Annotated in this window: 18 protein-coding genes; 12 read left to right on the top strand and 6 right to left on the bottom strand. The window is 38.2% G+C overall.

The window, feature by feature from the left end; all coding sequences use genetic code 11:
• Positions 1-88 precede the first annotated feature (88 nt).
• Positions 89-922: a mechanosensitive ion channel family protein gene (locus H5157_RS00935; RefSeq protein WP_182723942.1), complete on the bottom strand. Its 834-nt coding sequence runs from the start codon at positions 920-922 to the stop codon at positions 89-91.
• Between the two features lie 288 nt (positions 923-1,210).
• Between H5157_RS00935 and gss the strand changes: the two genes are divergently transcribed.
• The 6 genes from gss (at position 1,211) to H5157_RS00905 (ending at position 10,990) form a co-directional block, all read left to right on the top strand.
• On the top strand, positions 1,211-3,073 hold the full coding sequence (gss, locus tag H5157_RS00930; RefSeq protein ID WP_182723941.1) for a bifunctional glutathionylspermidine amidase/synthase: 1,863 nt from the start codon (positions 1,211-1,213) through the stop codon (positions 3,071-3,073).
• 135 nt (positions 3,074-3,208) lie between these two features.
• The gene (locus H5157_RS00925; protein WP_182723940.1) at positions 3,209-3,577 is read left to right on the top strand and encodes a DUF2237 family protein; all 369 of its coding nucleotides are present in this window, start codon (positions 3,209-3,211) and stop codon (positions 3,575-3,577) included.
• A 236-nt stretch (positions 3,578-3,813) separates the two neighbouring features.
• On the top strand, positions 3,814-4,338 hold the full coding sequence (gene dps / locus H5157_RS00920) for a DNA starvation/stationary phase protection protein Dps (protein WP_024595435.1): 525 nt from the start codon (positions 3,814-3,816) through the stop codon (positions 4,336-4,338).
• 608 nt (positions 4,339-4,946) lie between these two features.
• Positions 4,947-7,886, top strand: coding sequence for a TonB-dependent receptor (locus tag H5157_RS00915; RefSeq protein WP_182694014.1), 2,940 nt, complete (start codon positions 4,947-4,949; stop codon positions 7,884-7,886).
• A gap of 309 nt (positions 7,887-8,195) precedes the next feature.
• A complete protein-coding gene (locus H5157_RS00910; protein ID WP_182723939.1) occupies positions 8,196-8,993 on the top strand; it encodes a hypothetical protein in 798 nt (265 codons plus the stop codon).
• 257 nt (positions 8,994-9,250) lie between these two features.
• Positions 9,251-10,990: a SulP family inorganic anion transporter gene (locus H5157_RS00905; RefSeq protein WP_182723938.1), complete on the top strand. Its 1,740-nt coding sequence runs from the start codon at positions 9,251-9,253 to the stop codon at positions 10,988-10,990.
• A gap of 52 nt (positions 10,991-11,042) precedes the next feature.
• Here the strand turns inward: H5157_RS00905 and H5157_RS00900 are convergent, their stop codons facing one another.
• Positions 11,043-11,720 (bottom strand): glutathione S-transferase family protein, encoded by a 678-nt coding sequence (locus tag H5157_RS00900; RefSeq protein ID WP_182723937.1) that lies wholly within the window; start codon positions 11,718-11,720, stop codon positions 11,043-11,045.
• Between the two features lie 177 nt (positions 11,721-11,897).
• Here H5157_RS00900 and H5157_RS00895 point away from each other — a divergent pair, with 177 nt between their 5' ends.
• The 5 genes from H5157_RS00895 to H5157_RS00875 all read left to right on the top strand — a co-directional run bounded on the left by H5157_RS00895 (position 11,898) and on the right by H5157_RS00875 (position 17,697).
• Complete coding sequence (locus tag H5157_RS00895) at positions 11,898-12,674, top strand: DUF1223 domain-containing protein (RefSeq protein ID WP_259399334.1); 777 nt, start codon at positions 11,898-11,900, stop codon at positions 12,672-12,674.
• A 299-nt stretch (positions 12,675-12,973) separates the two neighbouring features.
• On the top strand, positions 12,974-13,654 hold the full coding sequence (locus H5157_RS00890) for a CsgG/HfaB family protein (protein ID WP_076923668.1): 681 nt from the start codon (positions 12,974-12,976) through the stop codon (positions 13,652-13,654).
• Positions 13,654-14,001, top strand: a complete 348-nt coding sequence (locus H5157_RS00885) for a DUF4810 domain-containing protein (RefSeq protein WP_008165258.1) — start codon at positions 13,654-13,656, stop codon at positions 13,999-14,001. The genes H5157_RS00890 and H5157_RS00885 overlap by 1 nt, the downstream gene beginning before the upstream one ends.
• Position 14,002: 1 nt before the next feature.
• Positions 14,003-14,680 (top strand): DUF799 domain-containing protein, encoded by a 678-nt coding sequence (locus H5157_RS00880; protein ID WP_008165257.1) that lies wholly within the window; start codon positions 14,003-14,005, stop codon positions 14,678-14,680.
• A 314-nt stretch (positions 14,681-14,994) separates the two neighbouring features.
• Positions 14,995-17,697, top strand: a complete 2,703-nt coding sequence (locus H5157_RS00875) for a VCBS repeat-containing protein (RefSeq protein ID WP_182723936.1) — start codon at positions 14,995-14,997, stop codon at positions 17,695-17,697.
• Between the two features lie 100 nt (positions 17,698-17,797).
• On the opposite strand, the gene H5157_RS00870 is transcribed toward H5157_RS00875, so the two are convergent.
• Positions 17,798-18,142 (bottom strand): hypothetical protein, encoded by a 345-nt coding sequence (locus H5157_RS00870; protein ID WP_259398785.1) that lies wholly within the window; start codon positions 18,140-18,142, stop codon positions 17,798-17,800.
• 146 nt (positions 18,143-18,288) lie between these two features.
• On the opposite strand from H5157_RS00870, the gene H5157_RS00865 reads away from it, so the two are divergent.
• A complete protein-coding gene (locus tag H5157_RS00865) occupies positions 18,289-19,647 on the top strand; it encodes a serine hydrolase (RefSeq protein WP_182715735.1) in 1,359 nt (452 codons plus the stop codon).
• 58 nt (positions 19,648-19,705) lie between these two features.
• Here the strand turns inward: H5157_RS00865 and H5157_RS00860 are convergent, their stop codons facing one another.
• From H5157_RS00860 to H5157_RS00850, 3 genes are all read right to left on the bottom strand, one after another.
• Entirely contained in the window at positions 19,706-20,047 is a 342-nt protein-coding gene (locus H5157_RS00860) for a YajD family HNH nuclease (RefSeq protein ID WP_024604747.1), read from the bottom strand.
• Between the two features lie 37 nt (positions 20,048-20,084).
• Entirely contained in the window at positions 20,085-21,020 is a 936-nt protein-coding gene (locus H5157_RS00855; protein WP_182723935.1) for a hypothetical protein, read from the bottom strand.
• A gap of 85 nt (positions 21,021-21,105) precedes the next feature.
• A complete protein-coding gene (locus tag H5157_RS00850) occupies positions 21,106-21,720 on the bottom strand; it encodes an ACP phosphodiesterase (RefSeq protein ID WP_182723934.1) in 615 nt (204 codons plus the stop codon).
• Positions 21,721-21,755 lie beyond the last annotated feature (35 nt).

The following is a 21,755-nucleotide window of genomic DNA, read 5'->3' as shown; positions in this document are numbered from 1 at the left end:
AAAAGAAAAGGTTACACAGGTATGTAACTTTTTCACACAAAAAAGAGCACTTAAAAGTGCTCTTAGGTTTATGCATTTTTAAATTTAGTTAATCTTTATTCTCGTTAACTAAAATAACTTTACGATGTGGGAAAGGTATTTCAATGTTGTTTTCATCAAGTGCTTTTTTAATTAACTCTGGCACAGTGTAAAGAATATCGAAGTAATGCTCGCCCTTACAAAATGGCCTTACTAAAAAGTCTACTGAGCTGTTGTTAAGAGTTTCTACTTCAACAAAAGGCGCTGGATCTTTTAGTATGTGTGGGTGCGCTGCAAGTACCCCATCTATAACTTTACGTACAGCCGTTGTATCTTCACCGTAAGCAACACCAAAATGCATATCTACACCACGAATTGGATGATGTGAATGGTTTATAATTTGCGCGCCCCAAATTTGACTATTTGGTATAATAACCTGTTGATTATCGAACGTTTGTAAAATAGTAGTAAACATATCTACTTCTGTTACTTTACCAAAACGCCCTGCAGCCTCAATAAAGTCATTCACTTTATAAGGTCTAAATATTAGCAACATAACGCCTGCGGCAAGGTTCGACATTGCACCTTGTAACGCCAAGCCTATAGCAAGTCCCGCAGCACCGAGTAAAGCAATAATAGAGGCTGTTTGTACACCAAAGCGATTTAACACAGCAATAATAACGAACGCTAATATGATGTAGCGAGCCATGCTGCCTAAAAAGCGAAAAAGCGTATCGTCAAGATGAGTGTATTTATGACACAAGCCAATAATTAAATTGCGTACTTTGCCCGCTAACCATAAGCCCGCAAGTAAAATTGCAATTGCTAGTAATATGTTGGTTGCCCACGTAATTGCAGCGGGTAAATATTGATTAATATCAATGTTGTTTATTATGTCTTCCATTGTTTTTCCTGTTTTAAAACTTTTAGCTAGTTTTGCTATGCCAAACGCAATAGTTTAACAAAAAATTAACTAAAGTACGAATATAGGTTCAGTTTTACATGTATAAGCGCTTTGAAGGAGGGATTTCTTAACTACTGCTTTTAAAACGATGGATTGATAAAATATAATTTTAAGCCCTATTTAGCGCCAATATTTAATTAAAGATTATACCCAGTAATATCTTGCTATAACGCAGTTTGGCTCATATAGTCAGCAAATTATCACACCTTATTTTGAACATCTTTGTTTATGAAATCTTCTGCTAGTGATTTTGGTACTTTATTAGGTTATGCACCTGGTAATGTTGCTGTTTACTCATCTGATTATGATACGGCTGATGAAAGCATTTATCCTAATCGTAGCGCCTATCGTAGTTACCTAGACGGTATTTACATGGGCTATAAATGGCAATGCGTTGAATTTGCCCGTAGATGGATGTACCTCAATCATGGTTATATTTTTGATGACATAGCCATGGCTTACGATATTTTTGAGCTGCGTTCAGTGCGCGATGTAAATAGCCAAAACAGATTGCCACTAAACGCGTTTAAAAATGGTGCTAAACATCCCCCTCAAGTAGGTAGTTTACTTATATGGGAAGAAGGCGGCGAGTTTGAAGAAACAGGTCATGTTGCTGTCATTGTTGAAGTGCATGAAGATAAAATACGTCTTGCTGAGCAAAATGTAGGGCATCAAATATGGCCAACAAATCAAAACTGGTGCCGTGAACTAAAAGCAAAAGTAACTAAAGATGGCGACTATTGGATTGAGTGCTCTTACAGCGACGCCACTATTTTAGGTTGGATGACACAAACTGATGAAACAGAATATGCTGAGCCAACGTTTGAGCTAAACACTGACTTATTTACTATAGAAGCCCATAAAGCAGCAGATACAGGCCAAGCAAACAAGTCATGGTTAAATATTGCGAATGACGATGAAGCTGCCTACGTAGAAATGATGCAAGGCCATAAACTTACATCCGTAGATGAGGATCAGCATAATTACTTTGCAATATCTCAAACGGCGCAGCAAAGCATTGAGCATGCAACAAATGAGCTGCATGGCTTATTTATGCATGCAACCGACTATGTATTGCAGCACCCTGAGTTATTAGAAAAGTTTAATTTACCCGATGTTGTGCTTAATAAAATTCGCCAATCGTGGGATAACCGCTTAAACCAATTAATTACCAGCCGGTTTGACTTTGCCTTAACAGCAGCAGGTTTAAAAGTTTACGAATACAATTGCGATTCGGCATCGTGTTACATGGAAAGCGGCAAAGTTCAGGGTAAATGGGCAAAACACTTTGGCGTTAAAACAGGTGTAGATGCAGGCCAAAATTTATTTAAAGATCTCGTAAAAGCATGGCGTAAAAGTGAGGTAAAAGGTCTTGTTCATATTCTGCAAGATGATGAACCAGAAGAACATTACCACGCATTATTTATGAAAGAAGCTATTGAAGCCGCAGGCTTTGAATGTAAGCTAGTAATTGGCTTAAGCACACTTCGCTGGAATGAGTCAGGCAACATAGTAGATACTGATGGCGCACAACTGAGTTACGTATGGAAAACCTGGTCGTGGGAAACCGCACTTGATCAAATTCGTGAAGAATGCGAAGCCGACCAATCATTAGGTGATAACTTTGAACCACAATTCAAAGCTGGTGAAACGCCACGCTTAGTCGATGTATTACTGCGTAAAAATGTCATGGTGTTTGAACCGCTGTGGACATTAATTCCAAGTAACAAGGCTATTTTGCCAATACTGTGGAGCTTATTCCCTAATCATAAATATTTACTTAATACCGCGTTTGAGCTTAACGACGAGTTATTACAATCCGGTTATGTAGTTAAACCAATAGTAGGACGCTGTGGCGCTAATATTCAACTTATTGATGAGCATCAGCAAGTTATAGAAAAAACAATGGGGCACTTTGCCGAGCAAGACCAAATATACCAACAACTATTTGCACTGCCTAAAGTAGATGACTACTTTGTACAAATATGTAGTTTTACCGCCGCCGGTAAATACTCTGGTGGTGGCGTGCGTGTTGATAAAAGCATGATCATAAACGGTCATAGCGATTGTATGGCGCTGCGTATTAAATAATAAACAATACTAAGCCCGCAATTTGCTGCGGGCTTAAGTTTGTGTAGCCCTTCCCTCTTTTAAGTTTTATAGCTATCTCAAGCGAGTTACTCCTGTTAGAGTAAATTTATTAAACACCACAAATTAAGGTATTTCATGGCGAATCAATTTAATGTACTCGGCACACGCTTAAAACTATGTTGCGGTAATGGTGGCTACACACGTGAAGGGTTTTGTTATGTACCAGAGTCAGATCTTGGCAATCACAGTGTGTGTGCAATTATGACTGATGAATTTTTACAATTTTCAAAATCACAAGGTAACGATTTAATAAGCCCGAACCCTCTTTACGATTTCGAAGGTTTAAAAGCCGGTGATAAATGGTGCTTGTGTGCAGTAAGATGGCTTCATGCTAATTCAGCAAACGTTGCGCCACCAGTGGTGCTTGAGGCTACAAATAAAAAATCATTAGAAATAGTGCCGCTCGATGTTTTAAAAGCGCACGAATACATAGCCAACGTTTAAATACACCTAAGAGTAACTAAATCGAAGTCTGCATATTTTACAAATATATGCAGGCTTTTCAAAAACCCAATCTCCTCTGCAGCCTTAGAAACCTTAATTTAAAATATAACCAATTGTTTTTGAATCACTTTTCAAATAAAGCAACTTACGGCATAACAGTTGCTTCATTAAGTTTAAGTCATGCTCATAACGCAACATATTATATGAGCAACACATTACTTAATGTAGGAGAAATTATGAGTAACAATAACGAATCAAACAAAACAACTAAATTTACCGCGCCAGGTATGAGTGACGAATCAGCCCAAAAAACAATAGCTACCCTCGATAACCGCATGGTTGCATTGATAGACTTACAACTAACTTTAAAGCATATTCACTGGAACGTAGTGGGACCTAATTTTATTGGCGTACATGAAATGATAGACCCACAAGTAGACATTGTGCGCGAAATGACAGATACAATTGCAGAGCGAATTGCGACTCTTGGTGCAGTACCTGTTGGCACACCAAAATCAATTGTAGATCGCCGTACTTGGGACGAATACTCAGTAGGCAAAGGCCTAGTAACCGAACATTTGGCTGCGCTTGATAAAGTATATAATGGCGTTAATGCCGATCACCGCAAAGCAATTGAGACTCTTTCTGAGCTAGATCCGGTCTCTGAAGATATGATCACCAGCCAACTAGCCGATTTAGAGCAATTTCAGTGGTTCATACGAGCACATTTAGAATCATCTACAGGCGAATTACAAAGCTAATACATCTAAAGTAAGAAAGCCCAGCATTATTATGCTGGGCTTTTTTTTGCGTAAAAATCTATTTATCGCTACCTAGCTTACCGCCCCCCCCCAGCTAGTACAAAATCAATATAAAAACAATAGAAAATTGGTATTACCAAAATGATTTTTAATTATTTTAACCTCTCTACTATTTCGCAAATTTATAAATCATTTAGAACTTTTAATGGTCGCTCTTCCAATTCAATATCACTTAAAAAGAAAACTAAACACGTATAAAAGTACGACATAAAATTTCAAAATAGTACTAACAAATGTATTAAATAGTACAAATAATATATAAAAATGCCTTTGGTAAAGATACTTCAATAAAATTCATTCAAAATACAAAAAATAAAAACACCCTATAAGCCATTAAATTTATTAAATATAAGAAAAATAAAAGAGGTTTTTGTAATACACATTGTGAAATTTTGGTAAACAAAGGTTGTAAATAAAGTTGAATTGGATTAATTTCAACCATACCACCTGTATGACACACTACAGGAAAGAAACAGTTAAATTGGTTAACCAAGCCAAGTAACAACACACACACAATGACGCAAGTCGTACCCAAACGGGAGAGATACATGAAACTCAATCAAATTACTTCAACATTAATTAATAAGCATAAAAGAAGTAGCTCTACAACAATCAGTGCCGCAGCCCTTTTATTAATGGCTTCTTCAAATATTGCAGCGCAAGAGGCTCCCGCAGCTTCAGAAACGGCAGCTGCAGACATTGAAGTTATTGAAGTAAAAGGCATGCTAGGCAGTATGAAAGCCGCCGCTATGCTTAAGCGTACTGACGGACGTATTGTAGATGCAATTGTTGCTGAAGACATTGGTAAGTTACCAGATAATAATATTGCAGAAGCGTTGCAACGTATTACTGGCGTATCTATTAATACCGATTTTGGTGTGGGTGACAGTGTTTCGATTCGTGGCTTACCTCAAAACCGTGTTGAATTAAATGGTCGCTCTACTATTGGTGACTCTCGTGACGGCATTAGCTTGCAAGATTACCCATCAAGCTTCTTAAAAACAGTAGAAGTAGTTAAGTCTCCTACTGCCGATATGATTGAGGGTGCATTAGGCGGAACAGTTAGTTTAAAGACAGTTCGCCCATTAGAGTTAGATAAACTAACTGGCGCAGTTTCATTAGATGGCGAATACGCTGATAAAACAGAAAATGTAGCTCCTATTTTTAGTGGTTCAATTGGTAACAACTGGGACTTTGATGAAATGGGTACCTTTGGTGCCATTGCTATGTTTTCATTCCAAGATCGCGAAATTCGCCAAGATGAAACATCTAGCCGTGTTAAACCTCAAGATATCGAAATTAATGGCCAAGAAGGTAATACACCTAGTGGCAACGCTATCGTAAGAGACGAGCACAGTGTTGAACAATACGTAGAGCAGCGTAAACGAACTGCTGTAAATTTATCTCTTCAATGGGCACCACAATCAGGTAATGGCATGGTGTATCTTGATTTAAGCGGCACAAAGCGCTCAGGTGAACAAGCTGGTAACTCTATTTTAGGTGTCGCAGGTTCACTATCAACAGATGCAAATACAACTCAAGATGCTAACGGCGTAAATAATTACACGTTAACAAACGAATTTGGTATTCCTAAAACATACAGTGACTTTCGTGAAACTGACTCGTTTTCAAATGCACTTGGTGCAGAGTGGAACCTTACTGACAGTATCAAAATCTCTGGTGAAATTGCGGTAGCATCATCAGAAAGCGTAAGACCTGATTCTGAATTTACACTTCGCCCAATCGAAAAATCAACATTTGAAGCAAGTGGTGGAACTCAGCTAACAAATCATTTATATGATGGTGCATTTTCTCAAGACGGTAATAAATTACCAAGCATCATTCATTCAGATCCTAATGCATTTACTGACCCACAAAACTTAGCACTTCGTACGTTTAAAAGTGAAGATAGAAGAACAGACAATGACGAAACAGCTATTCGTTTTGATGTTGAAATGTTTGAGCCACTCAGCAGCTTAAGCTGGGTATCTAAAGTAAAAGCGGGTGTACGTGTTACTAACCGCGATTACGAATATGAGCAATACAAAGTAGAAATTAAAGACATTTATAAAAATGCATTTAACGACTCAGACGGTTCGTTAGCCACTTTATGGGTTGATGACTACAACGCTGCTTTTTCAAATAGCTTTACAACAGTTAGCCACGACAACTCATTTGACCAATTAGGTCATTCGGGACAAAACGACCTACTAACCTTTTTAAGCTACAACGGTTTATCTAACCCGGCCAATACTTACGCTCAGCTTCAGCAGTTACTTGCAGGTACTAACCTAGCGTCAACAGGTAGTCTTTCAGATAACCAAGAGTTCCAAGAAAGCGCATACCGCAACGTAGTTGAAGATACTGCTGCCGTGTATATATCAGCCTACTTAGACTTTGATAACATCACTGCAATTGTGGGTGGTCGTTATGTAACTACAGATTTAGAATCAAGCGTATTTCTTAATGGCGAAAAAGTAACTGGCGACAATGACTACAGCGACTTTTTACCAAGCTTAAACGTAACGTATAACTACTCAGACGAAACATTATTCCGCTTTGCTGCTGCAAAAGTTATGCGCCGCGCTGACTTTAGCGAACTAAGTCCTGCATTTGACGTTAATAACGACATTACAGGTGCAACGCAAGGCTCTATTGATTTAGAACCATATCGTGCAACGCAATACGACTTATCTGTAGAGCATTACTTTGACCAAGGTAACGTAATTTCTTTCGCAGTATTTTATAAAGATGTTGAATCTTTCTTAAGTAACGAAAGTAGCTGTGTAGCTGCATCAAGCACTTCAACAGGTCAAAACGTAACTCAATGGAACCAAGTATGTCAGCTTGACGTTGCAGGTGTTTCACAAGACAACCTAGTTTACTCGGATGCAACTGACTTCCCAGTAGATGCTGATGGCTTTAACCATGTAGCAGGCTTACGTGACGCAGGACTAACGGGTATCGATACTGTTAAAAATGTAAACGGTGAAAACGGCTCAGTACAAGGCTTTGAAGTTGGTTATCAACAGTTCTTTACAGACCTACCTGGTGCATTTTCTGGCTTAGGCATTAACGCAAACTACACATACGCAGACAGCGAGCAACCAAACGGTAACCCGTTATTAGATATTTCTAAAAATACGTATAACTTACAAGTATTTTGGGAATACGAAGGTTTCTCTACTCGTCTAGCTTATAACTACCGTGACAGTTTCTTAGATACTGAAAACGAGAAACGTGTAGAAAATATTAACTCAGACGGCAGTATTTCAGCAGAAGGTACTGTTTACGGTAATAACTACCGTGACGACAGAGGCCAGTTAGACTTCTCTGCAAGCTGGGATATTAACGAAAACGTGACCTTAGTAGGTAATGCGACCAACTTAACGGGTGAGCCTTCTATTTACCTATCTGAACTAGGTGGTGCTTGGAAGTACACTGAAGCGGATCGCCGTTACAGCTTTGGTATTCGCGCTAAATTTTAATTTTCCCTAAAAACTAAAGCCTGCTTTTATGCAGGCTTTTTTACGTCTATAAAAAAGTGGCACTTGTGTTAAAACATCGCACAATTTTTATAACTAAATATTTATTTAAAGCAATAAAATTATCATTGAATAATACCCCAAACTAAAATTTAGATACCGCGTAAACAATATCAACCTTCTGCACTTCACTTTTAGCGCACAAACTAAGCACCATACATTGTACTAAAAACCAGCAACCTTGCAGCTTGGTTATAAAATGTCTAGTATTCTAAAGCTGTACTTATAATTGGTACGAAAAAAGGATTAACAATGTTTCTAAAATACATAACAACAATATCAATCACATTATCATTACTATTACTATTATTAACAGCATGCGGCTCTGGGGGAAGTAAAACAAAAGAGGCTGAAAGCATTGAAATACCACAATCAAAAGCGGTTATTAATAACAGTCCCTTAAGTGACTACAAAATAATTATCTATGGTAATAGCCATAGTTCACAGTTAGGGGGCTTATTAGAAATAATTATTACAAGCCAGTTACCTAGCACTTCAGTCAAAATAACGACTGTCAGTGGTCGATTTTTAGATGAAATAGTCGCAGTAAATGCGAATGTCGATAAATTAAAAAGTGATAACTGGAGTCATGCAATTTTTCAAGGCCAAAAGTACTCACAATCAGGTTCGACTGACTACCCTACAGGTGCAACGGAGCGATTAATCTCGAACGCAAAAGAGCATAAAATTACACCAATTTTATTTCCAGAGCATCCTCAAAAAGGAGATCCCGCAGAAGCAAAGCAGGTTTACGACCTCCATTTAGCAATCAGTAAAAAACAACCTAGCTGCATAGCGCCTGTTGGCTTTGTATGGAATCGAGTATTAGAAATAATGCCTAGTATAAACCTTCATAGTGCCGACGGTAATCATGCATCCTATGCTGGCAATGTCCTTACAGCGATGACCTTTTATCAAATCATTACCTCGGAATTAACAGACACAATGCCATTTATTCCTGCTATAGATTTAACACAGCAAGAACAAGCCTTATTTGGACAAGTAGTAACAGAGGTGCTTGAGTTATATCCGGCATGTGGTGCTAAATAATCTTAAAAAATTTAAAACTAGATTTTAGATTTAGTGATTTCTTGAGGTGCTCAATATCAGTACATTAATACTACGCACATAAGCTGATTAAAAGACACCTCAGGAAAATTCAATTTTCACTTTTTTGCCAAATTATAAATTTAATATCTTGATAAATAATCACCTGCAATTTATTAAAATAACCGTCGTCCTAGCTATACTTATTTGAATATTAAATTTACTATCAAAACGTTGTAACTATTAGCAGGAAAACTAAAGTGCTGTCGCGTTTATATAATTTTATGCCCGGTTTAAATACATTGCTGCACTATGAACGCCAATGGTTTGCTGATGATGTAAGGGCGGCGCTATCAGTAGCTGCAGTGGCTTTACCTGTTGCCATTGCTTACGCACAACTAACCGGTGTTAACGCCGCAGTAGGGTTATACTCTTGCATACTGCCAATGATGCTATATGCACTTTTCGGCACTTCAAAACAATTAATAGTCGGCCCTGATGCCGCAACCTGCGCCGTTATTGCCGCTGTAGTAACACCTCTTGCTGCAGGTGACAGCTTTAAGCATTGGCAACTTGTTGTCACCATGACCGCCATGACCGGCTTTTGGTGCTTTATAGCCAGTAAATTTAAGTTAGGTGTATTAGCTGACTTTTTATCTAAACCTATTTTAATGGGCTTACTAAACGGCGTAGCTATCACTATTATTGTGGGTCAATTTTCTAAAGTATTTGGTTTTACTTTTGATGAGCGCTACTTACTTGAACGCCTCGGTGGTGTGCCCACATACCTAGCGCAAACACATGTTCCCACCTTATTAATGGCTTTGTTTACACTGGCGGTCTATTTTGCCATGAAACGGATAAAGCCCACGTGGCCTGCATCTATGTTTGCTATTACCTTTGGTGCGCTTTTGGTATGGATTTTTGATTTAAAACAATTTGATATAAAAACCATTGGCACCGTAACTGGCGGGCTTCCCGTTTTTAATACCCCTGTTTTTGATTTAGGAATTATTCGTGAGCTGGTGGTACCCGCACTTAACTTAGCCATCGTGAGCTTTGTTAGTATGATGCTAACTGCCCGCAGCTTTGCTGCTAAAAATGGCTACGACATAGACGCCGATAAAGAATTTAGAGCGTTAGGTATTGCCAATATAGCGTCAGCTCTTTCGCAAGGTTTTGCAGTCAGTGGCGCCGACTCACGCACCGCTGTTAACGATGCAACAGGTGGTAAAACGCAGTTAGTATCAATAATTGCAGCGGCCATTATTGCTGTCATAGCTGTATTTTTAACAGCCCCACTTGAATTTATTCCAAGCGCAGCGCTAGGTATTGTACTTATTATTGCCTCTGTCCATTTACTCGATTTAAAAGCTGTTTGGCAATTAAAACGAAAAGACAAACAGGCATTTTATCTCGCCTCAGCCACCTTACTTGCTGTGTTATTTATTGGCGTTATACCAGGGATCACACTTGCTGTATTACTAGGGTTATTTCAATTTATTCGCACTGTTATGCGTCCAACCGACAATATACTCGGCGTAGATGTTAACGGTGTAGTAAGAAGTTTAGACGCCACAGATAAAGCAAAAGCAGTGCAAGGCGTGTTTATCTATCGCTTTAATTCACCTTTAACTTACTTTAATGCCAGCTACTTTAAACGCAGATTACTTGAGCAATATGCAAGGCAAAAAGACGATACACAATGTGTAATAATTGACGCTGTGCCCTGCTTTACTCATTTAGATTTAAGCGTAATGGCCATGCTTGCAGATCTCAACGTTATATTTAAAAAGCGTGATATAAGGCTTGAGCTTGCAGGTAGAAAACGTCAGTTACTTTCGTGGTTTGATATTGCAGGAATGAAGTCAGGAAAAGAAGGTATATATATTCACTCAGATTTATACATCGCCCTAAAAAGAAATAGCGTAAGCCAGCACACGCAAGAGGTTAGCTTGTTTGAGTCAGACGAAAATAAAGAACCGCTCACACAGCAATAAAATACAATAAGCAGATCAGCTAACTGATCTGCTGTTTAGTATTAATTACTTTTTATACTTTTGGATAGTTTGAAGGAAAAAACGCTTTTTTAGCGTCTTCATCAAACTCTTTTTTAAATTCGATGTCAGTGCCAATTGCGCGTGCGCGTGCAACCGCTGGGCGGTTATTAATACTTTCAAACCAACGCTTAAGATTTGGGTACGGTGCTAAACCCTCTTCACCTAATACAACCGGTGCTTTATCAATCCAACCCCATGCAGATACATCAGCAATGGTATACGTATCACCCACTATAAAGTCACGACCTTCAAGGTGAGTATCAAGTACTTCGTAATGGCGCTGCGCTTCACGTAAATAGCGATTAACCGCGTAATCAAGCCCTTCTGGCGCCATGTGTCTAAAGTGAACACTTTGCCCTGAATACGGACCTAAACCCGATGCGATAAACATTAACCACGACAGCATTTCAGCGCGGTCCTCGCCCTTGCCTTCAAGCTTCCCATACTTTTCAGAAAGGTACATTAAAATAGCATTCGAATCGAACACACGTGTTTCACCATCAACAATTGCTGGCGCTTTAGCGTTTGGATTAATTGCTTTAAATTCAGGTGTATGTTGCTCACCTTTTAAAGTATCAAGAGGAACAAGTTCAAACGGTAAGCCTGTTTCTTCTAAAAAGAGTGCAACCTTCATTGGGTTAGGAGTATGGTGAAAATAAAATTTAATCATGTAAAGTTCCTCAATAATTGAGCAACGATTAAAGCACAACTTGAGCGGGTGTTCAAATTAAGTTTTAACTAAGTAAAATACACAGTTAAAACGTGATTTAATTGTGAGTATTTCGTGATACTTCATTCGTAAATATCATTTAGGCTGAATGCAATATCAGCCTTTGCGAGAAGTAACATGCCTTTTAAAGCAATATCCCGTCCATTTTTAATCTCACTTGTTGGGTTAATAATTTTTTGCTTTCAAAGCCAAGCTGCTGAGCAAGTAACTATTTCCAGTACAGCTAATCCGACTACCTTTTTAGAGCTTTACACATCGCAAGGTTGCAGTAGCTGCCCACCAGCAGAGCGCTGGATTTCAACGTTTACAGATGATGAAAAACTATGGACTGATTTAATCCCTATTAATTTTCATGTTACTTATTGGGATTATTTAGGATGGAAAGACCCGTTTGCCTCTGCTGTTTTTAGTAAAAGACAACGCACGTATAAGGCACTCGGTAAAAGTAGGATTGTAGCTACTCCAGGATTTATGGTTAACGGCAACGGGTGGCAAGGTTGGTTTTATAAACAAGCTATTCCCGTAGCTAAAGCCCGTTATTTAGGTAATTTAAAAGCGACTATAAACAACAGTAAAATTAATCTCGAATACGATTCTGTTAATACCGAAGATAATACTAACCAAAACTTAATAGCCCATGTAGCTCTATTAGGCTTTGGCATAGAAACACAAATACACAGCGGCGAAAACGCAGGACACAAGTTAAAACACGACTTTGTTGTTATTGGCTACGAGCAAAGTGACATGCAGACCAAGCAGCAATTATCATTAACTGGCTTAACCCTGCCTCGCGCTAAAAAAATATCGCCAACAAAGCAAACCTTAGTGTTTTGGGTATCTAAAAAGGCGACCCTACCCCACTTCAAGTTGCAGCCAATTGGTTTTAAAAATTAAAGTTAATTGAATAAAATTACTAATTAACAACTCAGCACGCAATAAATCTCCCTGTATATCAACTATAGAAAAAGGCTTTCAATAATTTAAAAACTAATGAATTAGCATTGTTATTACAAAGAATTTATTCTTTTTCATTGTGTGTATCTGTATAAAACATAAATAACATTGTATTTACATCAACTTTTGTTTATAAAGTAAGTTGAATGGACTCTTGAAATAAGTAATTGACTTATAAGTATAAAAATCAAGCGCCTATCAATAAAAACTTCTGCAATTATCTATATGGACAAAAATTTATGCGAATTAACCAAAGCCACATTAAAACAATTGTAATCGCTGCAATTACAGCTTCCTCTTTAGCTGGGTGTGCTACAACATCATCAAAAGTAATAGAAACACCAACTGTTGCTAGCTATAACACAACCTACTCAGGTGCAAAAAGCAAACTAGTCGTAGGTCAGTTTGTAAACCGTTCGAGCTTTCAAAATGGTATATTTGCATCAGGCCAAGACCGTTTAGGTAGCCAAGCAAAAACAACACTAATGAGCCACTTACAACAAACAAATCGCTTTAGTGTGCTTGATCGCGACAATATGGCAGCCCTTGCGGAAGAGGCAAAGTTAACAGGTACAAAACAAGTTCTTAGCGGTGCTAAATTTGTTGTAACTGGTGATGTAACAGAGTTTGGCCGTAAAGCCATTGGCGATCGCCAGCTTTTTGGTTTATTGGGTAAAGGTAAATCGCAAATTGCTTATGCTAAAGTAACGCTTAATGTTGTTGATGTTACTACATCAGAAGTTATTTATTCAGTGCAAGGTGCTGGTGAATACAGCCTATCAGAACGTGAAGTTATTGGTTTTGGTAGCACAGCTTCATACGATGCCACATTAAATGGCAAAGTACTTGATCTAGCTATTCGCGAAGTCGTTAACAAGTTAGTTACTGGTCTTGAAGCTGGCCAATGGGGCAATAAATAATGAAAAAGCTAATTACCTTAGCATTTGTTTGTATAGCCCTAACGGGTTGTAACTCAACGAAAGAACCTATTTACTATTACGGTGACTATAGCACTGCCGTATACGCCTATTTAAAAGCAGATGACGTAACAGCCGAAGAGCAAATTAGTATGCTTGAGCAAATTATTGCCGATGCCGCAAACAAAAGTAAGAATGTTGCACCTGGCCTACATGCTCACCTAGGTATGCTGTACTTTGAAACGGGTAATCCTTCATTAGGCACTACTCACTTCGAAACTGAGAAATCACTTTTCCCAGAATCAGTTCATTACATCGACTTCCTTCTAAAATCTGCGAAAGGCGCTTAATATGCTTAATTTAAAATCATACACAGCGATCGCATTAGTCGCATTACTCGCTGGTTGTGTTTCACCTCCACCAGCACATGACTACACAGCATTTAAACAAGCAGACCCTCACTCAGTTATTATTTTACCTCCGCTAAATAATACACCTGAAGTAATTGCACCATACAGTGTGATGACTCAAATGGTCGCGCCTATAGCTGAGTCGGGTTTTTATGTTTTTCCTGTTGCTTTAGTTGATCAAACCTTTAAAGGTAATGGCCTCACTGTTGCAAGCGACGTACACCAAGTACCGGTGAATAAATTACATGAAATTTTTGGTGCAGACTCTGCGCTTTACATCACTATTGAAGAGTACGGTACTAGCTATGTTGTAATTTCTAGCGAAACAGCTGTAACTGTGTCAGCCTCACTAGTTGATTTACGCACTGGCGAGCAATTATGGCAAGGTAAAGCAAGAGCCTCTTCAGCTGAACAACAAAGTAATGGCGGTGGTGGCCTTGTAGGTATGCTTGTTATTGCAGCAATCAATCAAATTGCTGAAACGGTAACCGATAAAGGCTTTGAAATCGCAGCAATGACTTCAACACGCTTACTTTCTTCAGATGTTTACAACGGCTTATTATATGGACCTCGTTCACCTAATTATGGCCAACCAGCACCAAGCGAAAAGAAAAAATAAACTTTATAATTACTAATCTATTCTAGAGTTTTAAAAGGCCGTACTACCAAGTAGTAACCGGCCTTTTTTTTGGACGCTCAATTAGTACCGGCTATGCGCAACAGCCGTACGACTATTAATTATCTCAAACCAACCACTTTAGCAGTCGTTCAATTTACTTATGTTTACAAATAATTATGATTTAACTAGATTTACTGATTATTTTTATTCACAATTCGTTCACTTTTATACATTAGTTATGCTCAGCGTCATGGCTAATCTTATATTTCAGTTTATTTATATGGCTTATCAAAGCTCAGATTAAGGAAGATGTAATGCGAAAGCTACTCTCTGTAATATTTTTATCAACGAGCTTCATTTCCGGTTGCGGTGGCGGGGGTGAAGACGCCCCAAACTCCGCTGTAACTGCTGTTAATGAAACATCAAAATCAATTAGTGCCACTTGGTTTTACGAGTACCCAAATAAATGCTTAGAAACATTTCAGTTTAATACAGATGGTAGTTTCGAAATCAATTCTAATCAGTCGAATGTAACCGGTAGCTACTCATTTGATGCACCTGTTGATAGCGGTGAACGTCACTCATTAACCCTAAGCTTTGAGCAACAAAATCAAGGGTATGACTGTGAAAGTTCTTTTGATTATATTGTTGGGGCTAACCTTGAGCTATTTGCTAGTTTTCCTAATGAACAACAAATGCAATGGTATGAATCAGGCACTGGCGGCAGTGCTATTTTTACACTTGATAGAGCAATAACGTTGTCTTTATCAAGCGCACCTACTGAAGCAAAAGCAGGCGAAGAAGTTACATTCAATGTAAATAAAGATGCTGAGTCAGACACCCCAGTCGAGTTATTATACGGACCCACTGGAATGACGGTATCAAGCAAAGGGGAAGTAAAATGGACCCCACTATTGCCTATGATAACGCAACAAAATACGGTTAAATTTGCTTTTACATCTGATAGAACCCTTGAGCCATTAGTTAGTGAAATAAATGTAACAATACCAAACTTTAAAGCACCTACAATGCGAAAGGATATTGAGCTCACCCATATATCTAACGGTATGCAAATTGGTAACTTCATTGGCGATGAAAATAACGAAATGTTGGTGCTTGATAAATTAGGTGGACTGTCTGTTATATCTCAAAAAAGCGATGGATTCGAATCAATTTACAGCTACCCATACTCTTTTGGCGGTAATCAGAATGAAATGCGCCTATCTGTATTTAAAGAAGATAATGGCGCAAACAATACCTTTGTAGGAACAAATAATAATATCTATCAAGTAAGTGGTTTTACACAGCCCCCTCGCAGTGTATTTTCGACAAGTAAAACTATCCACAATTTTATGGTAAAAAATATTGATAGTGATAGCGAACCTGAATTAATCGTAATTTTTGGTGAAAGCTATAGCGCTAAAGAAGCTGTTGTTTACGACAATAATTTTCAAACAGAGCTTTTTAGCTTTTCTCTAGAGGGAGATTCTCCTATTGAAATAGCTGTTGCCAATATCGATAGCGACACATCATTAGAATTAATACTCTCAAACGGTGAAGTTTTTGATATCCAAAGTGCTAGCAGTCAATGGTTTAACGCTGACGGCTTTGGCCCAATTATGGCAACAGGTGACGTAAATAGCGATGGTATAGATGAGATCATTAGCACTGAAGGATGGAATTCGATAACAGTATGGAATGCTAATGATCGCTCTCAAATCCTAACTATTAATAATCAGGATAATTGTTCTGTAGCCACAGCAAATATAGATAACGACCCAGCCGATGAGATAATAATTGGCGACTGCCAATGGGGTCAAGTTCACGCCTACGATATTACTGATAATACCCATGCAGAGCTGTGGACACTGCCACTTATAGATCATGGCAGCGCTGCGATGGTTGTTGGCGATATTAATAATGATGGTAAAGAAGAAATTGTTTGGGGGACAGGCTTAAGCAGTTCAGGTAAAGATATACTAGTAGTCGCTGGTATTACTCCAAATCCCGAAATTTTATGGCATAACGCAAATAGAGAATCACCTTCACAATACGATTCCTATATTGCAGCTGGGTGGGCAAATATAAGCCCTGAAAAAGAGGCGGCAGTTTATATAATTCCTAGTACAAATAGTGGCTATATTCGCCCTCGATACTTAACTATGAATGAAGATGGTGAAGTTACACCTAATTATAATAGCTCATCAAATATTCTCGAAGCAGCCCTAGCAGCAATAGGTGATATAGATTCAGACAATTATGATGAATTATTTATATTTGGAACTCGCAATTACTCTCCTTCCCTAAACGTAATTGAATTAGAGTCTGATATTTCTAAATGGCAAGTAACGACAGAAGATGACTCTTCTAATTATAATGCTTTAGAGGTTACTGATATTAATAACGATGGCTATGACGATGCATTAATAGCCACATATGAAACACTTACCGTACACGACATTAGTAACAATAATATTCTAGCTACATGGACAGCTAGCAGTGCCATCACCTCAATTACTGCCACAACAAGTACTTTAGGGGAAAAATTAGTAATACTAAGTACTCGAGATAGCCTAACAACTCTTACCTTTGAGAATAATAAACTGAGCATGCGCTCCAGTTCAGTAAACTCAGAGGAATGTAAGAGTCTTTATGCACAACCTCAAACGGATAGTGTTTTATGTTTTTCTCCTGAATACTCATATCAGGGTAATTTAGTTACTTTTTCATTAGACTTAGAACTATTACTAAAAGCTCGAATTAATGGTGAAGTAACAGGCCTAATACAATTACCTTATTCTGATAATGTATTAATTACCACAAACTCAAGTGACAATAATTATTATTCACAATCAAGTCTTATCTCTGAAGTTAGTACAAAGACAGGTGACATTATATGGCAAGGCTACCCATTAGCGGGAGAAGTAATGGGTAACTCAATAAAATTTGGCAAAATAGGTAAAGATACAGTGCCACTAGTTTTTGGCACTAATGTTGGAATGTTTTTAACTCATTAATTTAAATTAAAGGGCTACTTGTGGTTTATTAAAAATAATAAACCACAAGTATGCGCGAGAAAGTAGAGATAATTTAGTTTTGACTAAATAAACATGAGGTTTAAAAACTAAATTTAATAGCAACAGAAAAAATAGTTTTTATAATAATACTAACTAAAAAAGCCACCATAAAAAACATAGCAAATGCTGAAACAGCCCCGCCACCGGTATACCCTGCTTTAGCTTTTTCCACCATCAATACATAAATTCCTAACCCTACGCTTACCTTAAACCATAGCCAGTAATCGTTGCTAAAAAGAGGAATTGCAGCAAAACCTATTATGGGCACTAATATTTTGCCCTCTTCGTTTTTGTGTAATAAATAAAAAGCCATAATCGCAATATAAAATAGAGCCGTTATATCAGGCATATAAATAACTTCCTTGTAAGAAAATAATAAAACCAATAAACGCGGCGATTATACCTATTACTGAGTCCCTATAAAATCTGATAATTGTGTTTACTTTTTAGCTGTGCAATATTAATTCATTAATAAGCACAAGGATCGCTAAACCTATTTACAGGTTTGGTATAAAAACTAAAAGGATGAATATGATTAAGCCATTTTACGCTAGCTGTTTGTTAGCCCTCTTGCTATTAACACCCAGCCTTGTAATAGCAAATCCGACAGCCTCGCAATATCAGGAAATTCTTAACGAGAGCCTAGTTGAAAACGAGCCCGGGGTATCGGTAATTATAAGCAAAAATGGCAAAGTACTTTTCAAAGGAACGCGCGGGCTTGCCAACCTTGAGCATAACATTGCACTTAATGAGCAAAGCGTTTTACGTTTAGGTTCTATTTCAAAACAATTTACTGCAGCTGCAATTATGATGTTGCAAGAGCAAGGTAAGCTAGCGGTTACCGATGATATTCATAAGTATGTTGCAAGCTTCCCCACCGAGGGCAACCTCGTCACAATCGAAAACTTATTAACCCACACCTCAGGCATAGCCAACTACACAGATGACGACGACTTATTCGATAAAGAAATACAAGTACCCATCAGCGTTGACGATACACTCAAGAGATTTGCCAAACACCCAATGGTGTTTGAACCCGGCGAAGCGATGGCTTATTCGAACACGGGCTATTCACTGCTAGGTAAAATAATTGAAGTGGCGAGTGGGCAATCTTACAAAGACTTTATTGAACAAAATATATTTAAAAAACTAGGGATGACTCAAAGCAGCTATGAAGGGCAAGAAATTGTTGCTCACCGCGCAGCTGGGTATGAGCAAACAGAGCAAGGCTTTATAAACACAAGTTATATTAATATGGACTGGCCTTATGCCGCAGGTGCGCTTATATCTACCCCAACCGACTTAAACATTTGGTTTAGCGCATTATCGTCTGGCAAGCTTATTAGTAAAGCAAGTTATGAGAAGATGGTTAGCCCTTTTAAACTCAATGACGGCAGCTTTTCATCCTATGGTTACGGATTAATTATTAAGCCTTTGAATGAATACACCGTAATTAAACACACTGGCGGAATAAATGGCTTTTTAGCACATGCACGCTATATTCCAGAGCAAAAGCTATATGTTGCAGTACTGGCTAATTCAAACCACATAAACCCTATTTTTATCAACGAAAAACTCACAGCCAAAGCACTGGGTATTGCGCTCCCCGAGTTTAAAAAAGCAGATGTAACAGCGCAGCAGTTAGCGCCCGTATTGGGTGATTACCGTATTGATAAAAACACCTTACGCAGCCTAATTTTTGAAAATGACGTTTTGTATTCTAAGCGCACCGGTGGCGATAAAACAAAACTAATTACCATGTCTAAAAATAGCTTTTACTATCCTAATTCAAACAATTACTTAGTAATAGAAAAAGACAGCCAAGGCCAATTAGTAATGAAGTATTTTAGTGGATTATCAACAACGCCCACTGAGGCGATTAAAATTTAGCGACAAGTTTGAGCGAGGCACAAAATGCTTCGCTCTTGCTAAATAGCTCTCTCTAAAGCTACTTTGATTTATTAAGCATCGCTTTTAAATCGGCAAATGGAGAATGCGTTGCAGCCTCAACTTTTCGCTCTGTAGTCGACCCGCCATACATAATATGTTCGTGGTATTTATTGTGCTCATTGTCGTGGCAATAAATACACAATAACTCCCAGTTACTGCCATCCTCTGGATTATTACTGTGGTTATGATCTATATGATGCACCGTTAACTCTCGTAAATTAGAGTACTCAAACTCACGAGCACAACGCCCGCATACCCAAGGGTACAATCTTAAGGCTTTAATTCGGTAACCTTCCTCTTGCTTCACATAAGCCTGAGGTACTGCGTTATTCTTACTCATAGTATTCCTGGTAAATTTACTATTTCGGTGATCAATACTAAAAAAACTTAATTACTGACAAATCACCCAAAGAAGTATCTATATGCCGGCCTGTTTGCTCCCACGCACGTAGTACGACCATAAGTTTTTTATTGTCGGAAGTCCAAGAAATTCCACCACCGAATGCCTCGACTTTTTCGGCGCCCGAATCTTTTAACCCCAGCCCAGGGTTTGTGTTTTGAATATGCCCTTTACCTACTTTGTATTCAGCAAATACGTGAACATTATGCGGTAACGAAAATGATAAAAGCAAGCCAATACTCGCCCCATACGAATTAGAAATTAACTTAGTGACCTGTGGCACAGGTGAATTTAAAAAATCAGCCTGAAACACAATATTATCTTTGTTCTCAAGAGATACATGCTTGAAAGACCACGCGCCAACAACACTTAACGACAAATCAAATTTGCTGCTTAGCTTTGGCCTATTAAGAAAAAAATGCTCAAACAAAGACGCTTTATTATTGAAGGTATAAAAGTTGTGTTGGCCAGATAACTCAAACTTGGTTGAACGTGTATTTTGCGAGAAAATTTGATCCGTTTGATTGCCGCTTAAATTGCTAGCCGTGCTTTGCAGCCCTTCAAGCGTTTGATAGTTGAATGTGATTTTAGAATTTTTAAATTTTCTATACGAAAGCAGTATATTCTGTGTTTTTGTTTCAACATCATCTTCAAAAATGTCGGCAGAGTAGCCAATTTCAATATCGTTAATATCAAAAAACACACCCACACGCTGGTTATTTATGGGCTCTAACGAAAACAGTGTTTTTTGATTACTCCCAGCCAAGTCGTCGTATATTAACGCATGGCTAGTATTTGGATTTGAAATAGTTGTGCGTACCGATTTTAAGTCGAAGTCAAAAGCTAATACAGAACCAGATAGAAATGCCGCTAAAACAGCAAAGCCCACAATAGCCAAGTAATTGCGATTCATTAAAAACACTCAAAAATTAATTTGTATTAGAGTAGCGTTTTTTTCACCTTAACTTATCACAAAAGATTAACAATTGATGAAAACTTTAAATAATGCGCTTTATGCCATTTTTTGGGGTGCTTTCAAGGTCAAACTCACTTACATGCTTAATTAGCTCCGGGAAGAACGCTAGAAACACGGCTTCTAATTCATCGTAATTCTGTGCTATGTCATCAGCCGCGCCCGCAAAAGTGTTCGTAAAACGAATGCGTTTGGCTATATTATCAAGCGCAAGCCCTACTCCCTCAACGGTTTCGTACTCTTTAAACCAATCGTTTTTAGTCATACTTGTTACAACATGCTGCATTCGCGCTGGCATAACAGGTATACGGTTATTTAAAAGCTGATAGCTGGTGTACTTAAAATCACTTAAAGGTTGCTTGCTAAATCGTTGCCAATGCACAATTAAAAAGTGATCAAACACCACATCAATAGCCACACCAGCAAAGCGTTTACGCTCGGGTGAAAAGTATTGTTTAGCGTGTTTAACTTCGCGGTGAGAGTCGGTAAATTTATCAACTAAATAATGGTTATCGAGGCCATTTTTAACTGTGTTTGGTAAGTGCTTTACATGTCTTTTTCCACCAAAGTCACCCAACAGGTTCCCAAAGTGAGAATCGGCTGTGGGCTGCGCTAAATAAAGATGAGCTAAATAATTCAAAGTGTTCTCTGATTGGCTAATACAAATAAATAATA

This window comes from Pseudoalteromonas sp. SG43-3 (genome assembly GCF_014164385.1).
Lineage (GTDB): Bacteria > Pseudomonadota > Gammaproteobacteria > Enterobacterales > Alteromonadaceae > Pseudoalteromonas > Pseudoalteromonas distincta.
This window is presented reverse-complemented; position numbering and strand designations above follow the sequence as displayed.

Bases quoted from the DNA above. Each gene is read 5' to 3' on its own strand.
- H5157_RS00935 (WP_182723942.1), bottom strand. From the start codon at position 922: ATGGAAGACATAATAAACAACATTGATATTAATCAATATTTACCCGCT.
- gss (WP_182723941.1), top strand. From the start codon at position 1,211: ATGAAATCTTCTGCTAGTGATTTTGGTACTTTATTAGGTTATGCACCT.
- H5157_RS00925 (WP_182723940.1), top strand. From the start codon at position 3,209: ATGGCGAATCAATTTAATGTACTCGGCACACGCTTAAAACTATGTTGC.
- dps (WP_024595435.1), top strand. From the start codon at position 3,814: ATGAGTAACAATAACGAATCAAACAAAACAACTAAATTTACCGCGCCA.
- H5157_RS00915 (WP_182694014.1), top strand. From the start codon at position 4,947: ATGAAACTCAATCAAATTACTTCAACATTAATTAATAAGCATAAAAGA.
- H5157_RS00910 (WP_182723939.1), top strand. From the start codon at position 8,196: ATGTTTCTAAAATACATAACAACAATATCAATCACATTATCATTACTA.
- H5157_RS00900 (WP_182723937.1), bottom strand. From the start codon at position 11,720: ATGATTAAATTTTATTTTCACCATACTCCTAACCCAATGAAGGTTGCA.
- H5157_RS00895 (WP_259399334.1), top strand. From the start codon at position 11,898: ATGCCTTTTAAAGCAATATCCCGTCCATTTTTAATCTCACTTGTTGGG.
- H5157_RS00890 (WP_076923668.1), top strand. From the start codon at position 12,974: ATGCGAATTAACCAAAGCCACATTAAAACAATTGTAATCGCTGCAATT.
- H5157_RS00885 (WP_008165258.1), top strand. From the start codon at position 13,654: ATGAAAAAGCTAATTACCTTAGCATTTGTTTGTATAGCCCTAACGGGT.
- H5157_RS00880 (WP_008165257.1), top strand. From the start codon at position 14,003: ATGCTTAATTTAAAATCATACACAGCGATCGCATTAGTCGCATTACTC.
- H5157_RS00875 (WP_182723936.1), top strand. From the start codon at position 14,995: ATGCGAAAGCTACTCTCTGTAATATTTTTATCAACGAGCTTCATTTCC.
- H5157_RS00865 (WP_182715735.1), top strand. From the start codon at position 18,289: ATGATTAAGCCATTTTACGCTAGCTGTTTGTTAGCCCTCTTGCTATTA.
- H5157_RS00860 (WP_024604747.1), bottom strand. From the start codon at position 20,047: ATGAGTAAGAATAACGCAGTACCTCAGGCTTATGTGAAGCAAGAGGAA.
- H5157_RS00855 (WP_182723935.1), bottom strand. From the start codon at position 21,020: ATGAATCGCAATTACTTGGCTATTGTGGGCTTTGCTGTTTTAGCGGCA.